The sequence below is a fragment of the Clostridioides sp. LIBA-2809 genome, from assembly GCF_056688965.1.
In genome coordinates, this window is sequence record NZ_CP197004.1 from 237,895 (window position 1) to 264,888 (window position 26,994).

The following is a 26,994-nucleotide window of genomic DNA, read 5'->3' on the forward strand; positions in this document are numbered from 1 at the left end:
ATACTAATTTGCAATAAAGTGTGCTATAATTAAACTGTAAATTTAGGAAATGGTTTTTTCTAAATGGAGTATACATAATTATAACGTATTTATAAGGGGGCTTTCAAATGTCAGGAAAAGATGTAAATGTCTTCGAGATGGCGCAATCTCAAGTAAAAAATGCATGTGATAAATTAGGTATGGAACCAGCAGTTTATGAATTATTAAAAGAACCTATGAGAGTTATAGAAGTTTCAATTCCAGTTAAAATGGATGACGGTTCTATAAAAACTTTTAAAGGATTTAGATCACAACATAATGATGCAGTAGGGCCAACAAAAGGTGGAATAAGATTCCATCAAAATGTTTCAAGAGACGAAGTAAAAGCTTTATCTATATGGATGACTTTCAAATGTTCTGTAACAGGTATACCATATGGTGGAGGTAAAGGTGGAATAATAGTAGATCCATCAACTTTATCTCAAGGTGAATTAGAAAGATTAAGTAGAGGATACATAGATGGAATATATAAATTAATAGGTGAGAAAGTTGACGTTCCTGCACCAGACGTAAACACTAATGGACAAATAATGTCTTGGATGGTTGATGAGTACAATAAATTAACTGGACAAAGTGCTATAGGTGTTTTAACTGGTAAGCCAGTTGAATTTGGTGGTTCTTTAGGAAGAACAGCTGCTACTGGATTTGGTGTTGCTGTTACTGCAAGAGAAGCTGCTGCTAAATTAGGAATAGATATGAAAAAAGCTAAGTTAGCTATTCAAGGTATAGGAAACGTTGGTTCTTACACAGTTCTTAACTGTGAAAAACTTGGTGGTACTGTTGTAGCTATGGCTGAATGGTGCAAATCAGAAGGTTCTTATGCTATATACAATGAAAATGGTTTAGATGGTCAAGCTATGTTAGACCACATGAAAGAGCATGGTAACTTATTAAACTTCCCAGGAGCTAAGAGAATATCTTTAGAAGAGTTCTGGGCTTCAGATGTTGATATAGTAATACCAGCTGCATTAGAAAACTCTATAACTAAAGAAGTTGCTGAATCTATAAAAGCTAAATTAGTTTGTGAGGCTGCTAATGGACCAACTACTCCAGAAGCTGATGAAGTATTTGCTGAAAGAGGAATAGTTCTTACTCCAGATATATTAACTAATGCTGGTGGAGTTACAGTTTCTTACTTCGAGTGGGTACAAAACTTATATGGATACTACTGGTCAGAAGAAGAAGTAGAGCAAAAAGAAGAAGTAGCTATGGTTAAAGCATTTGAATCTATTTGGAAAATCAAAGAAGAGTACAATGTTACAATGAGAGAAGCTGCTTACATGCATTCAATTAAGAAAGTTGCTGAAGCTATGAAATTAAGAGGATGGTACTAGGATTTACTCTTAATAAATAATAGGATATAATTATTTAAGATATAAAGGGGCTGTACATAGTACAGCCCTTAAATTATGTGGCTCAGATAATATGGGTCATTTTTTGTTTTAATTTATAAATTATGTAATATAAAAATTAAAGTGCTATAAGTAAGATGGGTGAGAATTAATGGTTGATTTAATTTTAAATGGAATTTTTAGAACTCTTATAGTAAGTAGTTTATGTAATCTTTTAATATTAGCTTTTAAGAAAAGCTTCTTTAAAAGATTTAGTAAAAAATTTAACTATTATATATGGATAATAGTAGTTATTAAATTGTTATTACCTTTTACATATTATACTCTTACTTTAAATATTTTTAGAAGTAAAGAAAATATAAATATTGATAATATTAATTTGGAGTATTTTAATGAAGTATCAACTTCAAGTAATAGTATTTTATTGTATATTTGGATTTTTACCGTAATAATATATTTAGTTTATACTGTTTTGAAGTATATAAAACTTAAAAATTTAGTAAATGATTTATCTTATGAAGTTGATGACAAAGAAATAATAAGGCTTTACACAAGTTTGTTAAAAGAATTCAATATATCTAAGGAAATAAAACTTAAGTATTCTTATGAAGTTGAAACACCAGCATTTTTTAATTCATGTGTACTTTTACCACCGCATGATTATAAATTAGAAGAGTTAGATTGGATTTTTAGACATGAGCTAATGCATTTTAAAAGTAAAGACCTTTATTTAAAATATATAGTACTATTTTTAAAAATAGTATATTGGTTTAATCCATTTGTATATATGATGGATAAAGCAATAGATTTAGATTGTGAACTTTATTGTGATGAAAGAGTTTTAAAAAATTGTAATATACAGCAAAAACAAGAATATGCTTTAACCATTATAAATTCAATGAAGAGAGGTACAAATTTTTCAAATAAATTTGTAGCTGGTCTAAATAAACAATCTGATATTAGAAAAAGAATAACAAATATGTTTAATGAAAAATATAAAAATGGTATTTTAATAGCCTTAATTATAAGCCTGTTGTCTTCTATTACATTTTTAAAATTTGATTAAAAAATAGCTACGCATACTCGTGACTTTAAGTCGTGAGTTAGTAGCTAAAATAGTCAGCATATAGGGAAACTTATATGTGGAGATAGGATATAACCTATCCAACACTACTTGAATTGCTGGAAACCCCTAAAGCTAACCAAACTAAAACATAAGGATGAAATAAACCTAAGTGTGAAAGTTACGAAAGTAGAAAAAATTGGTTAGATGGTATAAGGTTAAACCCTAAGTACTTTAAAATGGGAAATCAGCAGGTAAGCTCCGAATAGGAGAAACTTCAACGACTATTCCTCTTGAGGGAAGTACACTACAAGCTATTGGTAGTGGAAGTGGGTAGACCTTAACGAATAACGCCGAAGGATAAGATATAGTCTGTGCTTACATGAAAGTGTAAGAAGTTCATAAGAGAACTGCATAGGTAGTAGCGAACTTATGTGAACGACAACCTCAAAATGATAAAACTTAGGACTTACGGTTCTTACATACGTTATTTAAAAATAAATATAAAAACCTTTAAAATACTTGTTTAAAAAAATTTACCTTGTTAATATTAGGATGGGTGAGTAAAAATTGAAGTAGCTCAGATATGTATATTTAGTACAATACCATATAGTATGGTGTGTAAAATATAGACATCCAGTATTACATAATCATAAAAAACAAGTAAAGTGAGGTGATAGTAGTGGAAAAAGCATATAAGTTTAGAATATATCCAAATAAAAAACAGCAAGAGCTAATTAACAAAACTTTTGGATGTTGTAGATTTGTATATAATAAATATCTTGCTAAAAAAATAGAAGTTTATGAAAATAATAAAGAAACTTTTACTTATAAACAGTGTAGTTCTGATTTGACCAATTTAAAAAGAGAATTAAAGTGGCTTAAAGAACCTGACAAATTTTCACTACAAAATACCTTAAAAGATTTAGAAAACGCATATAAAAAATTCTTTAAAGAAAATACAGGATTTCCTAAATTTAAATCAAAGAAAACTAATAGATTTTCATATAGAACTAACTTTACAAATGGAAATATTATGTACTTTAGTCAATATATAAAATTACCTAAACTTGGAATGGTTAAAGTAAGGGATAAACAAGTACCTCAAGGTAGAATACTTAATGCTACTATATCCAAAGAGCCAAGTGGAAAATATTATGTATCATTATGTTGTACTGATATAGATATTAAAGCATTTGAAAATACTAATAGTCAGATAGGTTTAGATTTAGGAATTAAAGAATTTTGTATCTCAAGTTGTGGAGAATTTATAGAAAATCCTAAGTATCTTCAGAAGTCATTAAATAAACTTGCTAAATTACAAAGAGAACTATCGAGAAAAACAATTGGTAGTTTAAATAGAAATAAGGCAAGATTAAAAGTTGCAAGACTTCAAGAACATATAGCTAATCAAAGGAAGGATTTTCTACAAAAACTATCTACCAAATTAATACGAGAGAATGATATTATTTGCATAGAGGATTTACAAGTAAAGAATATGACTAGAAATCGTAAATTATCTCTTTCTATTTCTGATGTGTCATGGTCAGAATTTATTCGTCAATTAGAATACAAGGCTAATTGGTATGGTAGACAAATTGTAAAAGTAGGTAAATTCTTTGCAAGTTCACAAATATGTAATAAATGTGGGTACAAAAACGAGGAAATGAAGAATTTAAGTATAAGAGAATGGGTTTGTCCTTGTTGTAATGCAACTCACGATAGAGATATAAATGCAAGTATAAATATACTAAAAGAAGGATTAAGACTAATAACCGTTTAAAATAGATAACGTATGTAAGAACCGTAGGAACTACGGGGATAGCCTGTGGAGAATTGGTAAGACATATTTTAGTATGCAAAATTCTATGAAACAGGAACCCTGTGACTTTAGTCATGGGAGGTTCAGTCAACCAGTCTTATTGAAGAAAATGATTTCTTAGAGAGCTCAAGATATACATTTGAAGGAAGAAAAGAAGATGTATTTGTAACAATAGATTTTACATATGCAGATGCACCTAAAAAATTTAGGAGAGAACATGAAGAAAATTGTAGAGCAATTGGGATAATTCCAAAAGATTCAGATCCAATAGAAATGATGCCTAGATTTTTTAAAGATTGCATGGATATAAAAAAATAATGTTAGACTTAATCTTAAAGTTAATATTATGAAATTTTTATATTTAGACTATCAAATCTTAATTATAGCTTCGACTTTGTATATTTCTAACTGTCAAATTTATAGATATTAAATTAATGATGTTTAATGCACAGTAATCATTACTAAGCTATAATTAAGTATAAGGATATTTCATAAATCATGCCTTAAAATAACTATAATATAAGACAATAAAACATAGTTATTTATTACAGAAAACATATATTTTAAGTAATAAATATGATATTAAGGTATTAAGAACTAATTAAAATTAACTATAGAACACTCTTAAATAAGATAGGGGAAAAATATATGTCTAACTTTATTCTAAATGGGATTTTTAGAACTGTTATAGTGAGTAGTTTAAGTATTCTTCTGATATTAATTTTCAAGAAAAATATATTTAAAAGATTTAGCAAAAAATTTAATTACTATATATGGATGATAATTGTTATTAAATTATTTTTACCATTTACATATTATACTTTTACAATAAATATATTGAGAAGTAAAAAACATATCAATATTAATAATATAAACTTAGAGGGATTTAATAATGTTTCAACTATAATTAGTAGTATTTTACTATATTTTTGGACTATATCTGTAGTTATATATTTAATTTATACTATATTTAAATATATAAAACTTAAAAACTTAATAGGCGATTTATGTTATGAAGTTGAAGACGAAGATATAGTAAATCTTTATAAAAGTATATTGAAAGAATTTGATATAACAAAAAATATAAAGCTTAAGTACTCATATGAAGTTGAGACTCCAGCATTTTTTAATTCATGTGTGCTTTTGCCACCACATGATTATAAGCTAAAAGAATTAGATTGGATTTTTAGGCATGAACTTATGCATTTTAAGAGTAGGGACCTTTATTTAAAATATGTAATCTTGTTTTTAAAAATAGTATATTGGTTTAATCCATTTGTATATATAATGGATAAACACATAGATTTAGATTGCGAACTTTATTGTGATGAACGTGTTTTAAAAAATAGAAACTCAGAGGAAAAAAAGGACTACGCTTTGACGATTATAAATGCAATGAGAAAAGGAACAAATACTTCAAATAAATTTATAGCTGGTCTACATAAGCAATCTGATATTAGAAAGAGAGTAAAGAATATGTTTAATGAAAAGTATAAGAATGGTATATTAATGGCATTAACTCTATGTCTATTATCTTCTATTACTTTTTTAAAGGTTAATGCAACTAGTATTGTCAATTTTAATGTATTGCCTAAATATGACATGGAGAAGCTGCATATTTTTAGCGGAGAAGTTACACTTTTAGAATTTACATATGCAGATGCTCCTAAAAATGTGAGAGAAGAACATAAAAGAAATTGTGAAGAAATAGGGCTGATTCCAAAAGATTCTGACCAAATAGGAATTGGTGTAAGATACTATGACAGTCTGTCAAATGATTAAGAAAAATTCAAATAAATGAAATAAATTATTTTTACCATTTACATATTATACTTTTACAATAAATATCTTAAGAAATAAAAAAGATATCAATATTAATAATATAAACTTAGAGGGATTTAATAATGTTTCAACTATAATTAGTAGTATTTTGCTATACATTTGCATATATAATGGATAAACACATAGATTTAGATTATGAATTTTATTGTGATGAATGCGTTTTAAAAAATAGAAATGTAGAGTTAAAAAAATCACAAAATGACTAACTTTATAGTAATTCACTCAAAAAATATACGCCACATGAAAACGCATAAAAAAACACATAAAACAATATTTATGCGTACTTTAGCCTCTAAAGGTACAAAATTCTTTACTTTTACAGACTCGTATTATATAATTAAGTAAATAATGTATATTTAGGTGACATATTGGATAAACTAAGTTATTTATTTTATTAATATAATGATACTATAAAAGTTATATAAAGTGGTTTACAAAAAAGTTACAGATAGAGCTTTTATTAATGTATTGTGTATTAGTATTTTATCCTTAGGTACACTTCACCTACAAAATAGAATCATAAGATAATTATGGGAAAATTTTAGGAGGTTTATCGTGAAGAAAAAGATATTAATACCAGTATTTGCATCAGTTATGGCATTATCAGTAAGTTCAATTGTAAATGCGGATGAAGTAAATGATTCATCTCAAAATAAGGATGATAAAACAAATACTGAATTAAATTTAGGTAAATATAAAGAAGTAAAATATAAAGTTGCAAAGATAAAAGATGGAGTAGCTATAAAGATAAGAGAAGAAGGTCAAGTTCAAAATATAGCTTATTCTGGTGATGAATTTACTGTTCTAGGAATTCAAGGGGAATGGGTTAAGGTTAAAGTTGAAGATGGTGAAGGTTGGTTAGCTACTAGATATGTAGATATATCTGAAGGTGTAGGATATACTAACGCTGATAAGGTAAACTTAAGAAAAGATAAGAGCGAAAGTTCAGAAGTAATTGAGGAGCTAGAAAAAGGAAGCTCTTTATTGGTGTTGGAAGAAAATGGTGAGTGGTTAAAAGTTAAAGATGGAGAAACAGAAGGATATGTAAAAGCATCTTATATATCAGATAAAGCTCCAGTAATAGAAGAACCAGAAGTAAACCCAAGTATTAATCAAAATGGAAATTCTACAGATAATAATCAACAAAATAATAATACAAATGACAATCAACAAAATAATAATACAAATGTGCCAACAGCTAACTCTAATGCAGTTCAAGCTGTACTTAATTTGGCATATTCTAAACAAGGTTGCCCATATGTTTGGGGAGCAGAAGGACCAAATACTTTTGACTGTTCTGGATTTACACAATATGTATATAGAAATGCAGTAGGCAAGAAAATACCAAGAACATCTAAAGCACAATCTAATTATGGACAAACTGTAAGCAAAGCAAATTTACAGCCAGGAGACTTAGTATTCTTCACAACTAATGGTTCTGGTTCTGTTAGTCATGTTGGTATATATGTAGGTGGAGGTAATATGATACATTCACCATCAACAGGAAAGACAGTTCGTGTAACTAGTATAAATTCAGCATACTATACAGCAAGATTTGTTACAGCAAAAAGAATATTATAGTCAATTTGTAATTTGACAAATTGATAAATACATAAGTATAAACGCTCTATATTATATTTAATTTAATCAGGAAACAAAAAATGATTATATTTTAAATGTAATATAGAGCGTTTTTGTATGGATTTACATTTAATCAATATTCAAGTTAATATTACTATTAAATAGTAGTCTTTCCATATAATGATTATTTGTGCAATCCCTTGACAGGATAAGGCAAAGGTGGTAAGCTACTAACAGTACAAAAATACTTTTAATTTTAGTTCAGAGAGGCTAAAAAAGGAGGACGAAAGATGTTAAAATCAAGAAATTTAATCCAACCAGAAGACTTTTCAATAGAAGAAATAGATGAAATATTAGAATTAGCTCAAAAAATAATTGACAATCCGTCAAAATATTCTCGTATATGTGAAGGCAAACTATTAGCTACATTATTTTATGAACCATCAACAAGAACAAGATTAAGCTTTGAATCTGCAATGAACAGGCTAGGGGGTCGTGTTGTAGGTTTTTCAGAGCCAAACTCATCCTCTGCATCAAAAGGTGAAACTTTAGGTGATACAATGAGAATAGTATCTAGTTATGTTGATATAATAGCTATGAGACATCCTCAATCAGGGGCAGCGTCAGAGGCTGCTAGATTTACGGAAGTGCCATTTATCAATGCAGGAGATGGCGGGAATCAACATCCAACCCAAACACTTACAGATTTACTTACTATAAAATCATTAAAAGGAACTTTAGAAAACCATACGATAGGATTATGTGGTGATTTAAAATATGGAAGAACTGTGCATTCTTTGGTTAAGGCTATGGCCAGATACAAAAATACAAAGTTTGTATTTATAGCGCCTGAAGAATTGAAAATGCCAGATTATATAAAAGAAGCTATAAAAGGACATGCATACTATGAGACTAATAATTTAGATGATGTTATAGGAAGCTTGGATGTTTTATATATGACTAGAGTTCAACAAGAAAGATTTGAAGATAAATCAGAATATGAAAGACTTAAAAACTATTATATCTTAAATAAAGCTAAATTAGAAAAAGCATCTAAAGACATGCTGGTAATGCATCCATTACCAAGAGTAAATGAAATAGATATAGATGTAGATGATGATGATAGAGCTGTATATTTTAAACAAGCTAAATATGGTATGTATGTTAGAATGGCTTTAATAATAAAACTTTTAGGTATAAATGAAGATTAATAGCCCTCATATAATAGTAAAGTAAAGGAGATTTTGGGATGTATAAAATTCTGGAAAATATATACATAGGCGAAGATATGTATAGAATGAAAGTAAAAGGTAATTTTGAAGGTAGAATGGGACAATTTTATATGCTAAGAGCATGGGACACTTATCCAGTACTTTCAAGACCTATAAGTATACATGATATAGATGAAGAAGGAATAACTTTTCTTTATAAAGTAGTAGGAGAAGGAACTCAAATTTTAAGTAACCTAAAAGTAAATGATACTATAAAGTTAGAAGGACCTTATGGTAATGGATATACTAAGGTTGATGGAAAAGTAGCTCTAGTAGGAGGCGGAATCGGTGTAGCGCCACTATACTTAGTTGCTAAAAACATAAAAAACTGTGACGCATATCTTGGATTTAGAGAAGATGTTATATTAGAAGATGAATATAAGCAAGTGTGTAATGAAGTCCATACAACAGTAGGTAATACTTTTGTAACAGATATAATTGATGTGGAGAAATACGATTACATATTAACATGTGGTCCAACTCCAATGATGGAAAAATTAGTTAAGATGGTAGAATGTACTAAAACAAGAATTATGGTGTCTCTTGAAAACCATATGGCATGTGGAGTCGGCGCTTGTTTAGTATGTACATGTAAAACTAATGAAGGAAATAAAAAGACTTGTAAAGATGGCCCAGTGTTCTGGGGAGAGGACGTGATTTTTAATGGCTAATTTAAATGTAAAATTTGGAAGTATAGAATTTAAAAATCCAGTAATAATGGCGTCTGGAACTTTTGGATTTGGAAGAGAATATAACGACATTTATGATATACAAAAACTTGGTGGTATAAGCAGTAAAGGACTTACTTTAAATAAAAAACCTGGTAACAATGGTATGAGAGTTCATGAAACACCATCTGGGATGATGAATAGCGTTGGGCTTGAAAATCCTGGAGTTCAAGGATTTATAGATAATGAATTGCCTTTCTTTAGCGAATTAGATTTAGTTAGAATCGCTAATGTTGGAGGTGGTACACTAGAAGACTACTTATTAGGTGTTCAAATGTTAAATGACAAACCTATAGATATTATTGAATTAAATATATCTTGTCCAAATGTTAAAGCTGGAGGCATGGCTTTTGGTATAAAAAATGAAGTGGCAAGGGAAGTCGTTCGAGAGGTAAGAAACATAACGAAACTACCTTTAGTAATAAAACTATCACCTAATGCAGAAGACATTGTAGGAATGGCAAAAGTTTGTGAAGAAGAGGGTGCTGACGGGGTATCTCTAGTTAATACTTTTAAAGCAATGGCAATTGATATAAAAAATAGAAGACCAGTATTTGAAAATGTCTATGCTGGGTTATCTGGTCCAGCTATAAAACCTATAGCTTTAAGAATGGTACATGAAGTGTGTAAAAATGTAAATATACCTGTAATGGGAATGGGCGGAATAACTAAAGCTACAGATGCTATAGAATTTATAATGGCAGGTGCTACTTGTATTCAAGTTGGAACTGCAAACTTTATGAATCCTAAAATTGGTCTTGAAATAATAGATGGAATTAATGAATTTATGGAAAAAGAAGGAATAAAGAGTTTAGAAGAAATAAAAGGAATTATATAAGGTAGTATAAATAGTATTTTAAAAATAAAAAATATAGATTAAGTAAACAATAATTTTATAATATTAATATGGAGGAAAAATAATATGAGTAAAGTAGATGTAGTAGATATATTAAAGAAAAGTGATGCATTATTAGAAGGACATTTTTTATTATCTTCAGGAAAGCATAGTAATAGATATGTACAATGTGCAAAAGTATTAAGATTTCCAGAGTATGCTGCTCAAGTATTAAGTACAGTTGTTGAACAAATAAAAGATTTAGATATAGACTTAGTAGTAGGGCCAGCAATGGGTGGAGTAATAGTTTCTTACGAATTAGGAAGACAGTTAGGGAAAGAAGCTATATTCACTGAGAGAAAAGACAATACAATGGAATTAAGAAGAGGATTTGAAGTTAAAAAAGGTGCAAAAATAATAATTGCTGAAGATGTTGTAACTACTGGTAAATCAACTATAGAGACAAAAAGAGTATTGGAAGCATTAGGTGGAGAAGTTATAGGTGTTGCATGTATAGCAGACAGAACTAATCATGATATAGGTATGCCTATATATAGTGCTATAAAACTTGATATACAAGTTTATGAATCTGATGAATGTCCTCTATGTAAAGAAGGAAAATTACCAGTTGTTAAACCTGGAAGTAGAGAATTTAAAGAATTAGGAATGTAACAAATAACTCGATTAATTTTAGTGGTACTTAGAAAATATAAATTTTTTAGAGTAAAAACTATTAATGTGAGATATAGATTAAAGAAAAAACAGTTAACCTTATAGACTAAGGTTAACTGTTTTTTTGTTAAAAATATATTTACAAAATAGGAGCTAGTAGCAGTACAATATAAGTATAAGATAAAAAAATTATTATATATATTGAGGAGGGATAAGTATGAAAAATCAATTGAATGAAACTCAGAAAAAGGTTATATTTTTTGGAGTAGGAGCTGTAGGGGCTACTTTTGCAGAACAATTTTTAAATTCCAAGTATGATTTTAAAATTCTTTGTGACAAGGAAAGAAAGAAAAGATATTTAGAAGATGGATTTATAATAAATGGGAAAAGGTATGATTTTGATTATGTAACTAAGGATGAGTATAAACAAGAGGCTGATTTTATAATTATAGGCTTAAAATATAATAATTTGAGAGAAAATATAAGAGAATTAGACGGATTAGTTGGAAAAAATACAGTGATAATGTCTTTATTAAATGGAGTTGATAGTGAAGAGATAATAGGAGAAAGATTTGGAATTGAAAAAATGGTATACTCATATGTTACCAATATAGATGCTAAGAAAATTAATAATAATATTATACATACTACTAATGGAATCATTGTATTTGGAAACAAAGATAATAATGAAGATAGAAAAACTAATATAATAACTGAGGTATTTGATAGTGTAAATATAGAATATATTCTATCAAAAGATATTCAACGAGATATATGGTGGAAATACATGGTTAATATAGGTGTAAATCAAACGTCAGCTATACTAGGTGCATCTTATGGGGTATTTCAAAGCTCTGAGCATCTAAGGGAATTAGCAAAGTCTGCAATGAGAGAAGTAGTTGATATAGCTCAAGCAAAAGGCATACATCTTACAGAAGATGATGTAGAAAATTCGTTACATAGAATATTAGAACATTCAAAAGAAGGAAGAACATCAATGCTCCAAGATGTAGAAGCTCATAGACTTACAGAAGTAGATATGTTTTCTAAAAATATTTGTGAACTTGGAAAGAAATATAACATATCTACCCCTATAAATCAGACTTTTTTTTACATGATAAAAGTAATTGAAAGTAGATTTTAAAGATTATTTATACAAAACTTTGATAAGCATTGATTTTAAATTCTATTAATATTATAAACTGTTTAAATTGCTAAATACCTTTAACTCATCAATAAAAATATTTGCTGCTTTTGATAAAGTTATATCTTTTGGATGTATATATGAGAAATGTCTGTTGTAGTTGCTTCCAAGCTCTATGACAGACAGTTCATTATTTAAAACAGGTAAGCTTGTAACTAGATTAGAAACTATTGTAATTCCTAAATTATTTCTAACAGATTCTTTGACAGCATAGTTACTTCCAAAAACCATCATACTTTTTGGAATAATCTCTTTAACACTTAAAAACATATCTAAATAATCTCTAGTACCAGAGCCATCTTCTCTTACTATCCACTTCTGGTCTTGTAGCTTGTCAAAGCTAAAGTCTTTTAACAAAGGGCTATTATATGGAAGTGCTAAAACCATCTTATCTTCAAAAAAATATTCTTGAATAAATGTAGGAGAAGAACAAGTGCCTTCAATAAGTCCAATATCTAAAATGTAATCCTTAACATGAGAAGATACAATTGATGTATTTTCTATGAAAATTTCTACATCTATGTCAGGATACTTTTGTGAAAATAATGCTAAGAAATTAGGTAGAATATACTCTCCAATGGTTAAACTAGCACCAATTTTTAAGCGTCCAGTTATAACATCTGAAACTTGGCTTACATCATGATAAGTAATATTTAAAAGATTTAATATTTCTTTAGCCCTTTTATATAATATTTGTCCACTTTCTGTTATAAAAATAGTCTTTTGCTTAATAGACCTGTTTATAAGTACAACTTTAAAGTAGTTTTCTAGATTTTTAATGTGTTTACTTACACTTGGCTGTGATAAGTTTAAGTATTCACCAGCTTTAGTAAAATTTTTATATTCAACTACAGCCACAAATGTTTTTAATTCCTCAAACAATTTTATATCTCCTTTACTTAATGAAATTTTACATTTTTTATATGCTTTCTACAAATAATTATACTACATGTAATAATCATCAAAAATATTAATCATTACGATATTATATATTTATTTTACTTATGGTTATTACAATTATATACTATTATTGTAAAGAAAACTATATTAATTATAAGGTAGGTATATTATGTTAAAGAATAAAAGTAATTTGACATCAAAAACTATAAAAGAAATATTACCAGGACTGATTGTATCAGTACTAGTAGGCTACATGAGTATATTTATTTCTACTCTAATTCCTAAGGTAGGAGCAGCATCAATTTCTATATTTTTAGGCATGTTTGTAGGAAATTTATTCTTAAATCAAAAGGTGTTTCAAAAAGGCTATAAATTTTCAGAGACAGATTTACTATCATATTCAATAGTACTATTAGGAGCAACACTCAGTGTATCTACCTTAATAGACTTAAAAGTTTCAGGAATTTTATTTATAATATTACAAATGACAATAACAATAATAGCAGCACTTTATATAGGCAAAAAGTTAGGTTTTGAAGAAAATTTTAGATTTTTAATGGCAAGCGGAAACGCAGTATGTGGTTCTTCTGCTATAGGAGCAACAGTTCCAGTAGTTGGTGCTACAGACAAAGAGAAGGGAATTGCAATAACTATTGTAAATGTTACTGGTATATTTCTTATGTTTTTACTTCCAATAATAGCTCAACTTTTATATAGCCATGAACTTGTAAAAACATCAGCAATGATAGGTGGGACTTTACAATCAATTGGTCAAGTTGTAGCAAGTGGAGCAATGGTTGGAGAAAATGTAAAAGATTTGGCAACTATTTTTAAAATAGTAAGAGTGATATTTTTAGTTGTTGTTGTATTAGTATTTGGGCATATGAAAAATCAGTCTAATAGTGAAATATTTGAAGAAGAAAAGGACGAGATAAAAAAGAAAAAAGTAACTATACCATGGTATGTAATTGGATTTTTTATAACTTGTGCACTTTTCTCAATGAACATTATACCAAAAGAAGTATCTGTATTGTGTAAAGAAATAAGTAATAAATTTGAAATAATAGCTTTAGCAGCAATTGGCTTAAAGGTTAATGTAAAAGATTTAGTGAAACAAGGGAAAGAAGTTTCTTTATATGGTTTACTTGTAGGTACAGTGCAAGTTGTATCAGCTATAGTTTTAATAAAAATATTTATATAGTACAAAAATAGTGTTTGTAATATTAATTTGATTAATTAAAATAATATGATACTAATAATTTATAATATAAATAAAAAATGAATTTCGATAAGTTTAAATGGGTATAAACTTATAGAAATTCATTTTTTATTTAAAGTGAAAATTTAAAGTAAAATATTATTTTACATAATAATAACATTATAAATTTTGAAATTACTTATCTTTGTGTTAAAATAAGTAAAATACACATATTAAAGTTAAGTTTTTAAATAAATGGACAAAATAAAAATATAAATATTAAGGAGATTTGGTATATGAATGTTTATGAAAAGGATAATGGAGTTATACTAGAAGGGGTAACAGATTTTGATCCAAAACATATATTTGAGTGTGGTCAATGTTTTAGATGGCATAAACAAGAAGATGACTCATACACTGGTGTTGCAAAGGGTAGAATATTAAATGTAAAAAAAGAAAATGATAAAGTATATTTAAATAATACAAATTTAGAGGAGTTTAATAGTATTTGGTATAATTACTTTGATTTAGGAACTGATTATACAGAAATAAAGAATAAGCTAAAAAATATGGATGAATATTTAAATAAAGCTACTGAGTTTGGATGTGGAATAAGAATATTAAGACAAGATGGATGGGAAATGCTTATATCATTTATAATTTCCTCTAATAATAGAATTCCTATGATACAAAGAGCTATAGAAAATTTATCAAAAAAATTTGGTAAGTACATAGGTGAGTATGAGGGTGTTGAATACTATGCATTCCCAACACCAGAAGAGCTGAATAAGGCCTCTCAAGAGGAAATAAGAGCATGTCAAACAGGTTTTAGAGACAAGTACATAAAAAGTACTACACAGGCAGTTATAGAAAATAATGATAAGGTATCTGAATATACAAATTTAACTACAGATGATTGTAGAAAAGAACTTTTAAAATTCAATGGAGTAGGACCTAAAGTATGTGATTGTATTGCATTATTTGGCATGCAAAAATATGATTCTTTTCCAGTTGATGTTTGGGTTAAGAGAGTTATGCAAGAGTTCTACATAGATGAAGATATGAGTTTACCTAAAATGAGAACTTATGGGATTGATAAATTCGGAGATATGTCTGGATTTGCTCAACAGTATTTATTTTACTATGCGAGAGAACTTGGTATAGGAAAATAGAATTAAGGGGGAGAAATTATGGGAGTAATAGGCACAATATTTCTGTTCTATTTAATTATATCATATCTAGCTGGAGCCATAATTTCTGTGATTATATTACTTGAAAATAGAGATCCTGCAAAAACCATGTCATGGTTACTAATGTTTATTATATTTCCAGGGATAGGTTTAATTGTATATGCTATATCAGGTAGAAATATTAGAAAGCGAAAATTATTTAAGACTCAAAAACTAGCTAACAATATAAAAGAAAAGAAACTTTTTGATACGTTAGAAAAGATAACAGAAATCGTTGAACTAGAAAAAGAATCTATAAAGCAAAACAAGCTTTTAAGAGATGAAGAGGATGGTAGTTACAGAAAAAGAGTAATAAACATGTTGTTAAAGACTGGTATGTTTCCCTTCACTAAAAATAATAAAGTAGATGTATTTGTAGATGGAAATGAAAAGTTTAAAAGGCTTATAGAAGATATAAGAGAAGCAAAAGACCATATACATCTAGAGTACTTTATTATAAAAGATAGTGATATAGGTAGAGTGTTAAAAGAGGAACTTATAAAGAAAGCCAAAGAAGGCGTTAAAATAAGAATTTTATATGATGATGTAGGATGTTGGAGATTTTGGTTTAATAGAAAATTTTTCCGAGAAATGAGAGAAGTTGGTATAGAAATAGCAGCATTTTTACCTACAAAATTTCCTATAATAGGAGGAAAATTGAACTATAGAAATCATAGAAAAATTGTTGTTATTGATGGAATAATTGGATATACAGGTGGAATAAATATAGGAGACGAATATTTAGGAAAAAATGATAAATTTGGGTATTGGAGAGATACTCATATCAGAATTAAAGGTATTTCTGTATACATGCTTCAAATGACATTCTTAATTGACTGGTATTACACAACAAAAGAAGTTTTAGTGACTAAAAATTACTTTCCAAGTGTGGGTAATGTTGGTGAAAGTATGATACAGGTTGTTGCAAGTGGACCAGATAGTGATTGGGAAGATATTCATTATGCTTATTTTTCTGCGATATGTCAAGCTAGACAAAATGTTTATATAGAAACTCCATATTTTATTCCAGATGAGAGTTTACTAAAAGCAATAAAAAGTGCTGCACTTAGTGGAGTAGATGTGAGAATAATATTTCCAAAGATTGCAGACCACAAGATAGTAAATATAGCATCCTATTCCTATTTTGAAGAAATATTAAGAGCAGGTGGTAAGGTTTATTTGTATAATAAAGGGTTTATACATTCTAAAGTCGTAATAATAGATGATAAAATTGCTTCTGCAGGTACAGCTAATATGGATTTAAGAAGTTTTATGCTTAACTTTGAAGTAAATGCATTTATCTATGATGAAGAAGTTATTGGAGTAATGACAGATGATTTCTTTGAAGATTTAAGTCACTGTGAAGAGCTGAATCTGGAGGTATTTAAGAATAGAAGTATAATACAAAAAATCAAAGAATCTGTAGCCAGATTATTTTCACCAATATTATAAAAAATTATTAAAAAAGGTATTGAAAATTATGTGTGATTGGTATATTATAATAATTGTTAGCACTCTATTGAATAGAGTGATAATAAACAAAAAGTATATATATAAATCTACATATAAAAGTAGTATTAATTTAAAAATAACTAAAAACATAGGCGAACTAGTCTATACTTAATATTTTAGGAGGCGTAAAGAATGAAAATAAGACCATTAGCTGACAGAGTAGTAATTAAAAAAGTAGAAGCAGAAGAAAAAACTGCAAGTGGAATAGTTTTACCAGGAGCAGCTAAAGAGCAACCTCAAATAGCTGAAGTTGTAGAAGTTGGACCAGGTGGAATAGTTGAAGGAAAAGAAATAAAAATGGAATTAACAGTAGGAGATAAAGTTATATTCCAAAAATATTCTGGAACAGAAGTTAAGATAGAAGGACAAGAGTATACAATACTAAGACAAAGTGATGTATTAGCTGTTATTGAATAAATATAGAATAAGTTTATTAGGAGGGGTTTAAAATGGCTAAAGAAATTAAATTTTCAGAGGAAACAAGAAGAGCTTTAGAAGCTGGTGTAAATAAATTAGCAGATACAGTAAAAGTAACATTAGGACCAAAAGGAAGAAATGTTATATTAGATAAAAAATTCGGTTCTCCACTTATAACTAATGATGGTGTAACTATAGCAAAAGAGATAGAGTTAGAAGATAGATTTGAAAATATGGGTGCTCAATTAGTTAAAGAAGTTGCAACAAAAACTAATGATGTAGCTGGAGATGGTACTACAACTGCTACAGTTTTAGCACAAGCTATAATAAGAGAAGGTTTAAAAAATGTAACAGCAGGGGCTAACCCAATATTATTAAGAAAAGGAATACAAAAAGCGGTAATAGTAGCGGTAGAAGAATTAAAAAATCAATCAAGAATAGTAGAAACACAAGAAGCTATATCTCAAGTTGCCTCTATATCTGCTGGTGATGAAGAAGTTGGAAAATTAATAGCAGAAGCTATGGAAATAGTAGGAAAAGATGGAGTTATAACTGTTGAAGAATCTCAAACTATGAATACTGAATTAGATGCTGTTGAAGGTATGCAGTTTGATAGAGGATTTGTTTCTGCATATATGGTTACAGATGTAGACAAGATGGAAGCAGTTTTAAATGACCCATATATATTAATTACTGATAAAAAAATATCTAACATACAAGAATTATTACCAGTTCTTGAGCAAATAGTTCAACAAGGTAAAAAGTTATTGATAATAGCTGAAGATGTAGAAGGTGAAGCATTATCTACATTAGTAGTTAATAAATTAAGAGGAACATTTGATGTAGTAGCAGTTAAAGCTCCAGGATTTGGAGATAGAAGAAAAGAAATGCTTCAAGACATAGCAATACTTACAGGTGCTCAAGTAATATCAGAAGAATTAGGTTATGATTTAAAAGAAGCTGATTTATCTATGTTAGGTAGAGCTTCATCTGTTAAAGTAACTAAAGAAAATACTACGATAGTAGATGGTTCTGGAGATAAAAAAGCTATAGAAGATAGAGTAGCTCAAATCAAACATCAAGTAGAGCAAACTACTTCAGATTTTGATAGAGAAAAATTAATGGAAAGATTAGCTAAGCTTGCTGGAGGAGTAGCTGTTATAAAAGTTGGAGCTGCTACAGAAGTTGAGTTAAAAGAAAGAAAGTTAAGAATAGAAGATGCTCTTAATGCAACTAGAGCAGCAGTAGAAGAAGGAATAGTAGCTGGTGGAGGAACTGCTTTTGTTAGTGTTATACCAGCAATAGGTACACTAGTTGAAAGTTTAGAAGGAGAAGTTAAACTAGGTGCTCAAATAGTTAAAAAAGCATTAGAGGAACCATTAAGACAAATAGCTATAAATGCTGGTCTTGAAGGTGCTGTAATTGTACAAAATATTGTTAATTCTGAAGCAGAAACTGGATTTGACGCATTAAATGAAAAATATGTAAATATGATAGAAGCTGGTATAGTTGACCCAACTAAAGTTAGTAGAAGTGCTTTACAAAATGCTGCATCAATAGCAGGTACTTTCTTAACTACTGAAGCTGCTGTTGCTGACCTTCCTGAGAAAGAAGATGCAGGAATGCCAGGAATGGGTGGCGGAATGCCAGGTATGATGTAATTTAAAAAATTTAGAACATAAATCTTAATATAAAGAACTATTCTGACTTAGTTTTAATTTCTAAGTTGGAATAGTTCTTTTATGTATAAGTAATGTTACATAAATATTAATTGAGGTATAATTGTTATTAGATAAAAAATTAAAATTAAAAAGGATGCGAGAGTATGGACTTAAGAAAGTTGCTTGAAGAAGTTAAAAATGAGAACATTGATATAGATGTTGCATTAGATAAATTAAAAGATTTACCATATGAAGACCTTGGATATGCAAATATAGACCATCATAGAGAGCTAAGAAATGGATACCCAGAGGTTATTTATTGTGAAGGAAAGAGTGACGAACATATTTTAGGAATTATTGATAAAATGAATCAAAAAGGCTCCAATATATTGGGGACAAGATGTAGAAAAGATACATTTATAAAAATTAAAGAAATCTATAATCATGCTGAGTATGAAGAATTATCTAAAATTCTTAAAATTCAAAACCATGATATAGAGAATATAGGAAAAGGCAAAATTGTGATTGCTACAGGGGGAACTTCTGATATACCAGTAGCAGATGAAGCATATTATACAGCTAAATTTCTAGGTAATGATGTTGATAGAATCTATGATGTAGGAGTGGCAGGCATACATAGGCTTTTAAACAAAAGACACAAAATAGATAGTGCTAGAGTAATAGTAGCTGTTGCAGGAATGGAAGGTGCACTTGCAAGTGTAGTTGGAGGATTGGTTGATGTTCCAGTGATAGCTGTTCCAACTTCTGTAGGATATGGTGCAAATTTTGGAGGGTTAGCAGCATTGCTAGCTATGTTAAATAGTTGTGCATCTGGGATATCTGTTGTAAATATTGATAATGGATTTGGAGCAGGATATTTAGCAGCAATGATAAATAAATTATAATAAATAAATTATAATAAATATATTGATATAAATTAAACATAAATTACATAATAAAATCTAATTTCTATTATATTTTTATTGTTAAAATTAAGGAGACATATATGAGTGAAAAAATACTTTATTTTGATATAATAAGTGGTATATCAGGGGATATGACCCTTGCAAGTTTATTAAATTTAGGTGTACCTAAGGAAATTTTTCTGGAGGAAATTCATAAACTAAATATGAGCGATGAATTTAATATAAACATCAGCTCAAAAAATGAGAATGGAATAGTAGGTACAAAAGTAGAAGTAATTACAAAAGAAACGCATACACATAGAAATTTAGTGGATATATTTGAGATTATAGATGAAAGTGGTCTAAATGAAAATGTAAAATCTAAAGCAAAAAAAATATTTATGGTAATTGGAGAAGCAGAAGCAAAAGTTCATGGAACTACGATAGATAAGATACACTTTCATGAGGTAGGGGCTATAGATTCAATTGTAGATATAGTAGGAGCTTCTATATTAGTTGATTTACTTTGTGTAGACAAAGTTTGTGCCAGTACAGTGACTGTAGGTTCAGGATTTGTAAAATGTGAACATGGAATTATACCTATACCTGCACCTGCAACTATGGAAATTTTAAAAGATGTACCAATTAAATTAAATAATGTAAAAGGGGAATGTACAACTCCAACAGGAGCTGCAATCATAAAAGTTTTGTGTGATGAGTTTGTAGATGAGTTTGAATTTTCTCCAAAACAAATTGGATATGGAATAGGTCATAAAAAGTTTGAAGTGCCGAACATGCTAAGAACTGTATTAGGTGAAAAAAAAAAGAAGAGTTAATTTATGAAATTAGTGCAAACATTGATGATATGTCTTCAGAAATCTATTCTTATTTGTATGAAAAAGTATTAGATGAGAAAGCGTTAGATATTTATACAGAGAGCATCTATATGAAGAAGAATAGACCTGCAACAAAAGTATCTATTTTATGTAATAAATCAGATTTAGAAAAATTTATTAAAATATTACTTTTAGAAACTAGTACTTTTGGAGTGCGATATAATGCATACAATAGAGAAATTCTAGAGAGAAAATTTGTAAAATTGGATACAAAATATGGAGTGGTCACAGTAAAATTAGGGTATTATAAAGATAAACTAGTCAAAGCTACTCCAGAATATAATGAATGTAAAACTATAGCAAAAAATGAAGATATTCCTATAAAAAAAGTGTTTGCTGATATAAATTTTAGAATAAAAGAAGAATTTAGTGAAAACTTATTGACATAAGCAATAAATTTTGATAAATTAATACTCAGCTTTATTAAATAAAAGCAAACAGAAAAAAATATATAAAATATAAACTCACTCGTATATGCTCAGAAATATGGTCTGAGAGTCTCTACCAAGATACCGTAAATATCTTGACTATGAGTGAAATTATTATACCAAAAGACCTAGTTAAGTAAATGTGTAGGCTGAGTTATACTCCCTATGTGTTGGCTATAAGATAAAGGTATTTTGGAAGCCTGTATAGTAATTTCACTTTTGTTAGAAATTATGGAAGTTACTATACAGGTTTTTTGTGTAAAAAGATTTAATATAATTTAGACTGTATTGTGTTAAAATAAATATATAAAAACTATATTATACAAGGAGAGATGTAAATTTATGAAACATGAATTAGTACTTGTAATAGATTTTGGAGGACAATATAATCAGTTGATAGCTAGAAGAGTTAGAGAAAACAACGTATATTGTGAAATACTTCCATGTACTGCAAGCATAGAAAGAATAAAAGAAAAAAATCCAAAAGGGATAATATTTACTGGTGGACCAAATAGTGCATATTTAGAAGATTCACCAACAATATCAAAAGAGATATTTGAACTAGGAGTTCCAATACTTGGAATATGCTATGGGATTCAAATAATGTCTCATGTATTAGGCGGAGTTGTAAGAAAAGGTAATAAACAAGAAAAAGAATATGGAAAAACAGCTATAACTTATGGAAAATCATCATTATTTGAAGGTATAACTACAAATAGTGTATGGATGAGTCATACGGATTTAATAGAAAAAGTTCCAGAAGGATTTAATATAGTTGCAAATACTAACGATTGTCCAGTAGCGGCTATGGAAAATGTAGAACAAAACTTATATGGAGTTCAATTCCATCCAGAAGTAGAACACTGTTTGGAAGGCGATAAGATACTTACAAATTTCTTATACAATATTTGTAAGGTAAAAGGTGACTGGACTACAGATTCATTTATAGAAGATAAAATAAAAGAATTAAAAGAAAAAATAGGTGATAAAAAAGCTTTATGTGCTTTAAGTGGAGGAGTTGATTCTTCTGTTGCTGCAGTTCTTATTCATAGAGCAATTGGGGACAACTTAACTTGTATATTTGTTGACCATGGTTTACTTAGAAAAAATGAAGGAAATGATGTAGAAAGAATATTTAGAGAGAAATTTGATATAAATTTAATAAGAGTTAATGCGGAAGATAGATTCTTATCTAAGTTAAAGGGCGTTTCTGAGCCAGAGGCTAAGAGAAAAATAATAGGTGAAGAATTTATAAGAGTATTTGAAGAAGAATCAAATAAATTAGGAAAAATGGATTTCTTAGTTCAGGGAACAATCTATCCAGATGTTATAGAAAGTGGGCATGGAAATGCTGCTACTATAAAGTCTCATCACAATGTTGGTGGAATTCCAGAAGATGTAGACTTCCAAGAAATTGTAGAGCCATTAAGAGAGTTATTTAAAGATGAAGTTAGAAAAATAGGATTAGAGCTTGGTATAGAAGAAGGATTAATATTTAGACATCCTTTCCCAGGACCAGGTCTAGGAATAAGAGTTATAGGTGATGTAACTAAAGAAAAATGTGATATATTAAGAGAAGCTGATGCTGTTTATATGGACGAGCTTAGAAAAGCAGGTCTATATAGAGAAATATGGCAAGCTTTTGCAACATTACCAGATGTTAAGACTGTTGGAGTTATGGGAGATGAAAGAACATATGCTTATTTAGTTGGTTTAAGAGCAGTTACTTCTTCTGATGGAATGACTTCTGACTGGTACAAGATGCCTTATGATGTATTAGAAAGAATTTCTAATAGAATAATAAATGAAGTTGATGGAGTAAATAGAGTAGTTTATGATATAACTTCTAAACCACCAGGTACTATTGAATGGGAATAATAAATAAAAAAGCTATAAACCTTGTGATTTCAAGGTTTATAGCTTTTTAAATTTATCTAATAATAAACTCACCTAGACTTGTTTATCTACATTAATCAAATTTATTTAAATAATAGATTTTCAAGTTATTTTATTATTTCTTCGATTTCATCATTATTTAACTTGTAATAAACTCGTCCAGATTTTTTTCGATATTGACCAAGTTTAATTGTAGTAGAACTAACATATGATATTTAAATTTTTTACTATAAGATTATTTAAATGTAGATAAAACTAAAAAGGTCTTTCTAGAAAACAAAACCTACCTAATTATACTTACTTACCAATATCATCACTTGATGTAGGCAAGATTCTACCACATTTTCTCCGTACTCTAGTATAAAATCATCTAGCTGTGTATCTATAAAATCACAATAATCATATGGACTACCAATATAAGCAGTCAATATATGTGTACATCTATCCATTTTATCTCCAAACATAATATATTTATCCCCCTAAAAAACTTTCATGAAAAACAAAAAGATTATATCTTTTTGGCAACTGGCTGACATAACCTATAACTTATTTTATAAGTCTTAGTCCCTATAGCTTTGCGTCACTAAATTTCTCTAGTTTTGCCGATTTAGTTTTATTCTACAACTACAATAATACAACAGAATTACTTATTATTCAACATGATTATTTGAAAATTGAATAAATTTATGCATATGAATGTTATTTTACTTCAAAAAACAGACCAGATGTATTGATTATGATAAATTTTGCCTGTAGTTTTTCTATTAAAAAGCTTCTATTATTAAATTAAGAAGATGGTATAAATTGAAGCAAATAGAAGTAGTTAATAAATTAAGTAGAGAGAAATTAGGTAACTTTGGGATATATTGTAGAGGAGATGAGGTAAACTTGACAGTAATAAGCATATAAATTATACTTATTAGCAAAGGTCAGATAATGTTGAAAATAGTATTAAGTAAGATAAGATAAAAAAGACTAGAGATTAAGTTATCTAGTTTTTTAATTTTTAACATTTTATGTATATGAAAATAAATATGCTTTCTGTACATAATGTATTAATATTAATACTATAGAATAATTTGGTAGTTAATATATTAAAATGAATATTTTAGAAGATGGAGGGATTATGAAAAATAAAATAATTATAGTAGTTACTTTTCTATTTGCAGCACTGATGTCTGGGTGTGCCTCAAAGAAAACAACAGAAATAAATGTGTTAGCGACTACTGATTTACATGGTGTTATACCTTATGAATTAACTTCTTATGTAAAAGAAGAAAGAGAAAAAGATAAAAATATAACTTTGGTAGATGCTGGAGATTTTTTTGATAGTGGACAGGTATTAGGTAGCAGTATGGATGATTATTTTAGTGATAGATATAAAAACAGTGACAATAACACTGAGAGTTATATTGAGGCACCTCTTGCAAGAGATATGAAAGAAGTAGGTTATGATGTTGCAGTTCTTGGAAATCATGAATTCATAGCTAATAATAAATTCTATTTAGATAATATGATATCTGATTTTGAAAAACAAAAAATAAATATATTATCAGCAAATACTTATAAGAAAAATGGGGAAAATTATACAAAACCATACATAATAAAAAACATTAATACACCTGAAGGAAATGTAAAACTTGGAATTTTAGGGCTTACTATAAAAGAAGTTGGAGAGAGAAAACAATGGAAAGATGGAGGGCTTGTAGATTCTAAATCATTAGAGTTAAAAGACCAAGAAGGATATAATGGTGAATTGTATATGAATGATTTGGTAGAGGATGCTAAAAAATGGGTTGGTATAATGAAAAAAGAGAAACCTGACATCATAGTAGCGGTTGCACATACAGGCGAAAAACCCAAAAAACCTAGAAACCCAGGAAATAGAATACAAGACTTAGCGCAACAAGTTGATGGAATTGATGCTATAGTTGCTGGACATAATCATGTTCAAATTGAGCAGCATGATTATAAAAATAAATCAGGAGAAAATGTTATAGTTACTGAACCAGGTAAACATGGGGAATGTATTTCTAAGATTAACTTTAAATTAGAGAAAAATAATGACAAATGGAATGTGGTTGACAAAACTAGTAAATTAGTTAAATTTGAAAAAAATAAAGAAGATGAAAAATTTGGAGAGTTCATTTCTTCAGTTAATAAAATCAGTAAAGGTAAGAGCGAAATAAGACTATCAGAAGTAACGACTCCTGAATGGGATAAAATATATGTTTTTAAATCTGGGACACCAGCAGAGGATATATATAAAACAGTAGGATATAAATGGAGAAATATATCATCTCCAAAAGGTGATGGTATGGTACAGGTTGTTGTAATGAACAAAGATAAGCCTATTACCTATCTATGTGAAGAATCTGAAATTATGCCACTTAATATAAAATGTGATGAATCAGAGTATAAAGATAATGTTGTGACTATTTATCCTAATAAAAATGATAAGTTTAGAGTTGAGAAAGGTAAAAAAGAATATATTATTAATTTAAAACATATACAATAGAGACTCTCGTCTTATTTTAGTTTAGATGATGTCTAAAATAAAGTGTGTATTATTCTAAAGAGTGGTGATAATTAAAATATCACAATATCAAAGAATAGTACACACTTTTTTCATTTAACAAAAATTGATGTTAAAAAATCAAATTTTCAAACTAGAGTATATTGGTTATATTGTCTAATATTATTTTCAAAGGTTGTGTGATATTTTTATCCTTATGTAAGATTGCTAACATTTTATTTTCCATATCTATTCCATCTAATTTAACCAATCGTAATTTATTATGTAATAACGAATCTGATAATAAGTTTTCTGGTAAAATGGTTATACCTAACCCTGCCTCTGCAGCTTTAATAAGTGCAAAAGAACTAACACTTTCCCAAACGGGATAAGCCTTTTGGCTGGAAAGAGATAATACACTATCTAAAGTATCACGAATAGCACTTCCTTTTTCACGTAACAACAATGGAAACGTACATAATTGGTGTAGAGATATTACTTGTTCTGATAAAGGAAAAGTTGGAGCACATGCAACACATAATTTATACGAACCTAATAAAATTGTACGGAATGCCCCTTGAGGTTCTGTACCTTCCCAAAAAGCTATATCGGCTTCTCCATTTTTTAAAATATCCATAGCTGAATTAGCACTTTCAACACGTACATTCACTTTAAGAGATGGAAATGAATTCTCTAATCGACTTAAAATTGGAGGAAGTAAAAAAGAAGCAATTGTAATGCTAGATACAATATTTATAGGTGTACTTTCCTCTAAATAGCTAATTCTCTTATCTAAATTGCGACAAGCGGTTAGTATACTGCGTGCTTCTTCTAAAAGAGAAATACCGCAACGAGTCAGACATACTCCTCGTGGTAATCTGTCAAATAGTGCTGTGCCAGCCTGTTGTTCAAGTTCAGCTATGGCATGAGATACAGCAGATTGTGTGATATGTAATTTTTTTGCAGCACCTGTGAATGTTCCTGTTTGCTCAATTGCCTCTAAAATCTCTAAATATCGTATGTTCATA

The 26,994-nt window shown here is 28.6% G+C and carries 22 protein-coding genes, 2 pseudogenes and 2 riboswitches; of the genes and pseudogenes, 21 read left to right on the forward strand and 3 right to left on the reverse strand.

What is annotated here, in order from left to right:
• Positions 1-107 precede the first annotated feature (107 nt).
• The 12 genes and pseudogenes from gluD to ACTG44_RS01505 all read left to right on the forward strand — a co-directional run bounded on the left by gluD (position 108) and on the right by ACTG44_RS01505 (position 12,349).
• Entirely contained in the window at positions 108-1,373 is a 1,266-nt protein-coding gene (gene gluD, locus ACTG44_RS01450) for an NAD-specific glutamate dehydrogenase (protein WP_021382594.1), read from the forward strand.
• Positions 1,374-1,542: 169 nt separating this feature from the next.
• Complete coding sequence (locus ACTG44_RS01455) at positions 1,543-2,457, forward strand: M56 family metallopeptidase (RefSeq protein ID WP_479921136.1); 915 nt, start codon at positions 1,543-1,545, stop codon at positions 2,455-2,457.
• A 582-nt stretch (positions 2,458-3,039) separates the two neighbouring features.
• Positions 3,040-3,105: pseudogene (locus ACTG44_RS01460) on the forward strand (transposase); the annotation flags it as partial.
• Positions 3,106-3,127: 22 nt separating this feature from the next.
• A complete protein-coding gene (tnpB, locus tag ACTG44_RS01465; protein WP_479921137.1) occupies positions 3,128-4,237 on the forward strand; it encodes an IS200/IS605 family element RNA-guided endonuclease TnpB in 1,110 nt (369 codons plus the stop codon).
• A gap of 210 nt (positions 4,238-4,447) precedes the next feature.
• Entirely contained in the window at positions 4,448-4,594 is a 147-nt protein-coding gene (locus ACTG44_RS01470) for a hypothetical protein (RefSeq protein ID WP_479918768.1), read from the forward strand.
• A gap of 330 nt (positions 4,595-4,924) precedes the next feature.
• Positions 4,925-6,058, forward strand: coding sequence for a M56 family metallopeptidase (locus ACTG44_RS01475; protein WP_479921138.1), 1,134 nt, complete (start codon positions 4,925-4,927; stop codon positions 6,056-6,058).
• Between the two features lie 615 nt (positions 6,059-6,673).
• Positions 6,674-7,699, forward strand: coding sequence for a C40 family peptidase (locus ACTG44_RS01480; protein WP_479921139.1), 1,026 nt, complete (start codon positions 6,674-6,676; stop codon positions 7,697-7,699).
• A gap of 290 nt (positions 7,700-7,989) precedes the next feature.
• The gene (gene pyrB, locus ACTG44_RS01485; RefSeq protein ID WP_021382639.1) at positions 7,990-8,910 is read left to right on the forward strand and encodes an aspartate carbamoyltransferase; all 921 of its coding nucleotides are present in this window, start codon (positions 7,990-7,992) and stop codon (positions 8,908-8,910) included.
• Between the two features lie 38 nt (positions 8,911-8,948).
• A complete protein-coding gene (locus ACTG44_RS01490; RefSeq protein WP_479919664.1) occupies positions 8,949-9,641 on the forward strand; it encodes a dihydroorotate dehydrogenase electron transfer subunit in 693 nt (230 codons plus the stop codon).
• Positions 9,634-10,536 carry a dihydroorotate dehydrogenase gene (locus ACTG44_RS01495; RefSeq protein WP_479919665.1) on the forward strand — a complete coding sequence of 301 codons (903 nt, stop codon included), beginning with the start codon at positions 9,634-9,636 and terminating at the stop codon, positions 10,534-10,536. The genes ACTG44_RS01490 and ACTG44_RS01495 overlap by 8 nt, the downstream gene beginning before the upstream one ends.
• Positions 10,537-10,620: 84 nt before the next feature.
• Positions 10,621-11,205 (forward strand): orotate phosphoribosyltransferase, encoded by a 585-nt coding sequence (gene pyrE, locus ACTG44_RS01500; protein WP_479921140.1) that lies wholly within the window; start codon positions 10,621-10,623, stop codon positions 11,203-11,205.
• A gap of 217 nt (positions 11,206-11,422) precedes the next feature.
• Positions 11,423-12,349, forward strand: a complete 927-nt coding sequence (locus tag ACTG44_RS01505; protein WP_021382628.1) for a ketopantoate reductase family protein — start codon at positions 11,423-11,425, stop codon at positions 12,347-12,349.
• Positions 12,350-12,400: 51 nt separating this feature from the next.
• Here the strand turns inward: ACTG44_RS01505 and ACTG44_RS01510 are convergent, their stop codons facing one another.
• Positions 12,401-13,291, reverse strand: coding sequence for a LysR family transcriptional regulator (locus ACTG44_RS01510; RefSeq protein WP_021382668.1), 891 nt, complete (start codon positions 13,289-13,291; stop codon positions 12,401-12,403).
• Positions 13,292-13,478: 187 nt separating this feature from the next.
• On the opposite strand from ACTG44_RS01510, the gene ACTG44_RS01515 reads away from it, so the two are divergent.
• From ACTG44_RS01515 to guaA, 8 genes and pseudogenes are all read left to right on the forward strand, one after another.
• Complete coding sequence (locus ACTG44_RS01515; protein ID WP_479921141.1) at positions 13,479-14,510, forward strand: YeiH family protein; 1,032 nt, start codon at positions 13,479-13,481, stop codon at positions 14,508-14,510.
• A gap of 293 nt (positions 14,511-14,803) precedes the next feature.
• On the forward strand, positions 14,804-15,679 hold the full coding sequence (locus ACTG44_RS01520; protein ID WP_021382664.1) for a DNA-3-methyladenine glycosylase family protein: 876 nt from the start codon (positions 14,804-14,806) through the stop codon (positions 15,677-15,679).
• Positions 15,680-15,697: 18 nt separating this feature from the next.
• Positions 15,698-17,188, forward strand: coding sequence for a cardiolipin synthase (gene cls, locus ACTG44_RS01525; RefSeq protein ID WP_021382666.1), 1,491 nt, complete (start codon positions 15,698-15,700; stop codon positions 17,186-17,188).
• 192 nt (positions 17,189-17,380) lie between these two features.
• Positions 17,381-17,665, forward strand: coding sequence for a co-chaperone GroES (locus tag ACTG44_RS01530; RefSeq protein WP_003420907.1), 285 nt, complete (start codon positions 17,381-17,383; stop codon positions 17,663-17,665).
• A gap of 32 nt (positions 17,666-17,697) precedes the next feature.
• Complete coding sequence (gene groL, locus ACTG44_RS01535) at positions 17,698-19,326, forward strand: chaperonin GroEL (RefSeq protein WP_021382622.1); 1,629 nt, start codon at positions 17,698-17,700, stop codon at positions 19,324-19,326.
• Positions 19,327-19,490: 164 nt separating this feature from the next.
• A complete protein-coding gene (larB, locus tag ACTG44_RS01540) occupies positions 19,491-20,231 on the forward strand; it encodes a nickel pincer cofactor biosynthesis protein LarB (protein WP_021382633.1) in 741 nt (246 codons plus the stop codon).
• Positions 20,232-20,332: 101 nt separating this feature from the next.
• Positions 20,333-21,516: pseudogene (gene larC, locus ACTG44_RS01545) on the forward strand (nickel pincer cofactor biosynthesis protein LarC).
• Between the two features lie 59 nt (positions 21,517-21,575).
• Positions 21,576-21,677: riboswitch (purine riboswitch) on the forward strand.
• A gap of 220 nt (positions 21,678-21,897) precedes the next feature.
• Positions 21,898-23,433 carry a glutamine-hydrolyzing GMP synthase gene (gene guaA, locus ACTG44_RS01550; RefSeq protein WP_021382647.1) on the forward strand — a complete coding sequence of 512 codons (1,536 nt, stop codon included), beginning with the start codon at positions 21,898-21,900 and terminating at the stop codon, positions 23,431-23,433.
• 305 nt (positions 23,434-23,738) lie between these two features.
• Here the strand turns inward: guaA and ACTG44_RS01555 are convergent, their stop codons facing one another.
• A complete protein-coding gene (locus tag ACTG44_RS01555; protein WP_021382611.1) occupies positions 23,739-23,915 on the reverse strand; it encodes a hypothetical protein in 177 nt (58 codons plus the stop codon).
• 53 nt (positions 23,916-23,968) lie between these two features.
• Positions 23,969-24,065, reverse strand: a riboswitch (cyclic di-GMP riboswitch).
• A gap of 512 nt (positions 24,066-24,577) precedes the next feature.
• On the opposite strand from ACTG44_RS01555, the gene ACTG44_RS01560 reads away from it, so the two are divergent.
• Positions 24,578-25,969, forward strand: coding sequence for a metallophosphoesterase (locus tag ACTG44_RS01560; protein ID WP_479921142.1), 1,392 nt, complete (start codon positions 24,578-24,580; stop codon positions 25,967-25,969).
• Positions 25,970-26,120: 151 nt separating this feature from the next.
• On the opposite strand, the gene ACTG44_RS01565 is transcribed toward ACTG44_RS01560, so the two are convergent.
• Positions 26,121-26,993 (reverse strand): LysR family transcriptional regulator, encoded by an 873-nt coding sequence (locus ACTG44_RS01565; protein ID WP_479921143.1) that lies wholly within the window; start codon positions 26,991-26,993, stop codon positions 26,121-26,123.
• Position 26,994 lies beyond the last annotated feature (1 nt).

What these genes read in the sequence shown, in the direction of transcription:
- gluD (WP_021382594.1), top strand. Translation starts at nt 108, where the DNA reads ATGTCAGGAAAAGATGTAAATGTCTTCGAGATGGCGCAATCTCAAGTA.
- ACTG44_RS01455 (WP_479921136.1), top strand. Translation starts at nt 1,543, where the DNA reads ATGGTTGATTTAATTTTAAATGGAATTTTTAGAACTCTTATAGTAAGT.
- ACTG44_RS01475 (WP_479921138.1), top strand. Translation starts at nt 4,925, where the DNA reads ATGTCTAACTTTATTCTAAATGGGATTTTTAGAACTGTTATAGTGAGT.
- pyrB (WP_021382639.1), top strand. Translation starts at nt 7,990, where the DNA reads ATGTTAAAATCAAGAAATTTAATCCAACCAGAAGACTTTTCAATAGAA.
- ACTG44_RS01490 (WP_479919664.1), top strand. Translation starts at nt 8,949, where the DNA reads ATGTATAAAATTCTGGAAAATATATACATAGGCGAAGATATGTATAGA.
- ACTG44_RS01495 (WP_479919665.1), top strand. Translation starts at nt 9,634, where the DNA reads ATGGCTAATTTAAATGTAAAATTTGGAAGTATAGAATTTAAAAATCCA.
- pyrE (WP_479921140.1), top strand. Translation starts at nt 10,621, where the DNA reads ATGAGTAAAGTAGATGTAGTAGATATATTAAAGAAAAGTGATGCATTA.
- ACTG44_RS01505 (WP_021382628.1), top strand. Translation starts at nt 11,423, where the DNA reads ATGAAAAATCAATTGAATGAAACTCAGAAAAAGGTTATATTTTTTGGA.
- ACTG44_RS01515 (WP_479921141.1), top strand. Translation starts at nt 13,479, where the DNA reads ATGTTAAAGAATAAAAGTAATTTGACATCAAAAACTATAAAAGAAATA.
- ACTG44_RS01520 (WP_021382664.1), top strand. Translation starts at nt 14,804, where the DNA reads ATGAATGTTTATGAAAAGGATAATGGAGTTATACTAGAAGGGGTAACA.
- cls (WP_021382666.1), top strand. Translation starts at nt 15,698, where the DNA reads ATGGGAGTAATAGGCACAATATTTCTGTTCTATTTAATTATATCATAT.
- ACTG44_RS01530 (WP_003420907.1), top strand. Translation starts at nt 17,381, where the DNA reads ATGAAAATAAGACCATTAGCTGACAGAGTAGTAATTAAAAAAGTAGAA.
- groL (WP_021382622.1), top strand. Translation starts at nt 17,698, where the DNA reads ATGGCTAAAGAAATTAAATTTTCAGAGGAAACAAGAAGAGCTTTAGAA.
- larB (WP_021382633.1), top strand. Translation starts at nt 19,491, where the DNA reads ATGGACTTAAGAAAGTTGCTTGAAGAAGTTAAAAATGAGAACATTGAT.
- guaA (WP_021382647.1), top strand. Translation starts at nt 21,898, where the DNA reads ATGAAACATGAATTAGTACTTGTAATAGATTTTGGAGGACAATATAAT.
- ACTG44_RS01555 (WP_021382611.1), bottom strand. Translation starts at nt 23,915, where the DNA reads ATGTTTGGAGATAAAATGGATAGATGTACACATATATTGACTGCTTAT.
- ACTG44_RS01560 (WP_479921142.1), top strand. Translation starts at nt 24,578, where the DNA reads ATGAAAAATAAAATAATTATAGTAGTTACTTTTCTATTTGCAGCACTG.
- ACTG44_RS01565 (WP_479921143.1), bottom strand. Translation starts at nt 26,993, where the DNA reads ATGAACATACGATATTTAGAGATTTTAGAGGCAATTGAGCAAACAGGA.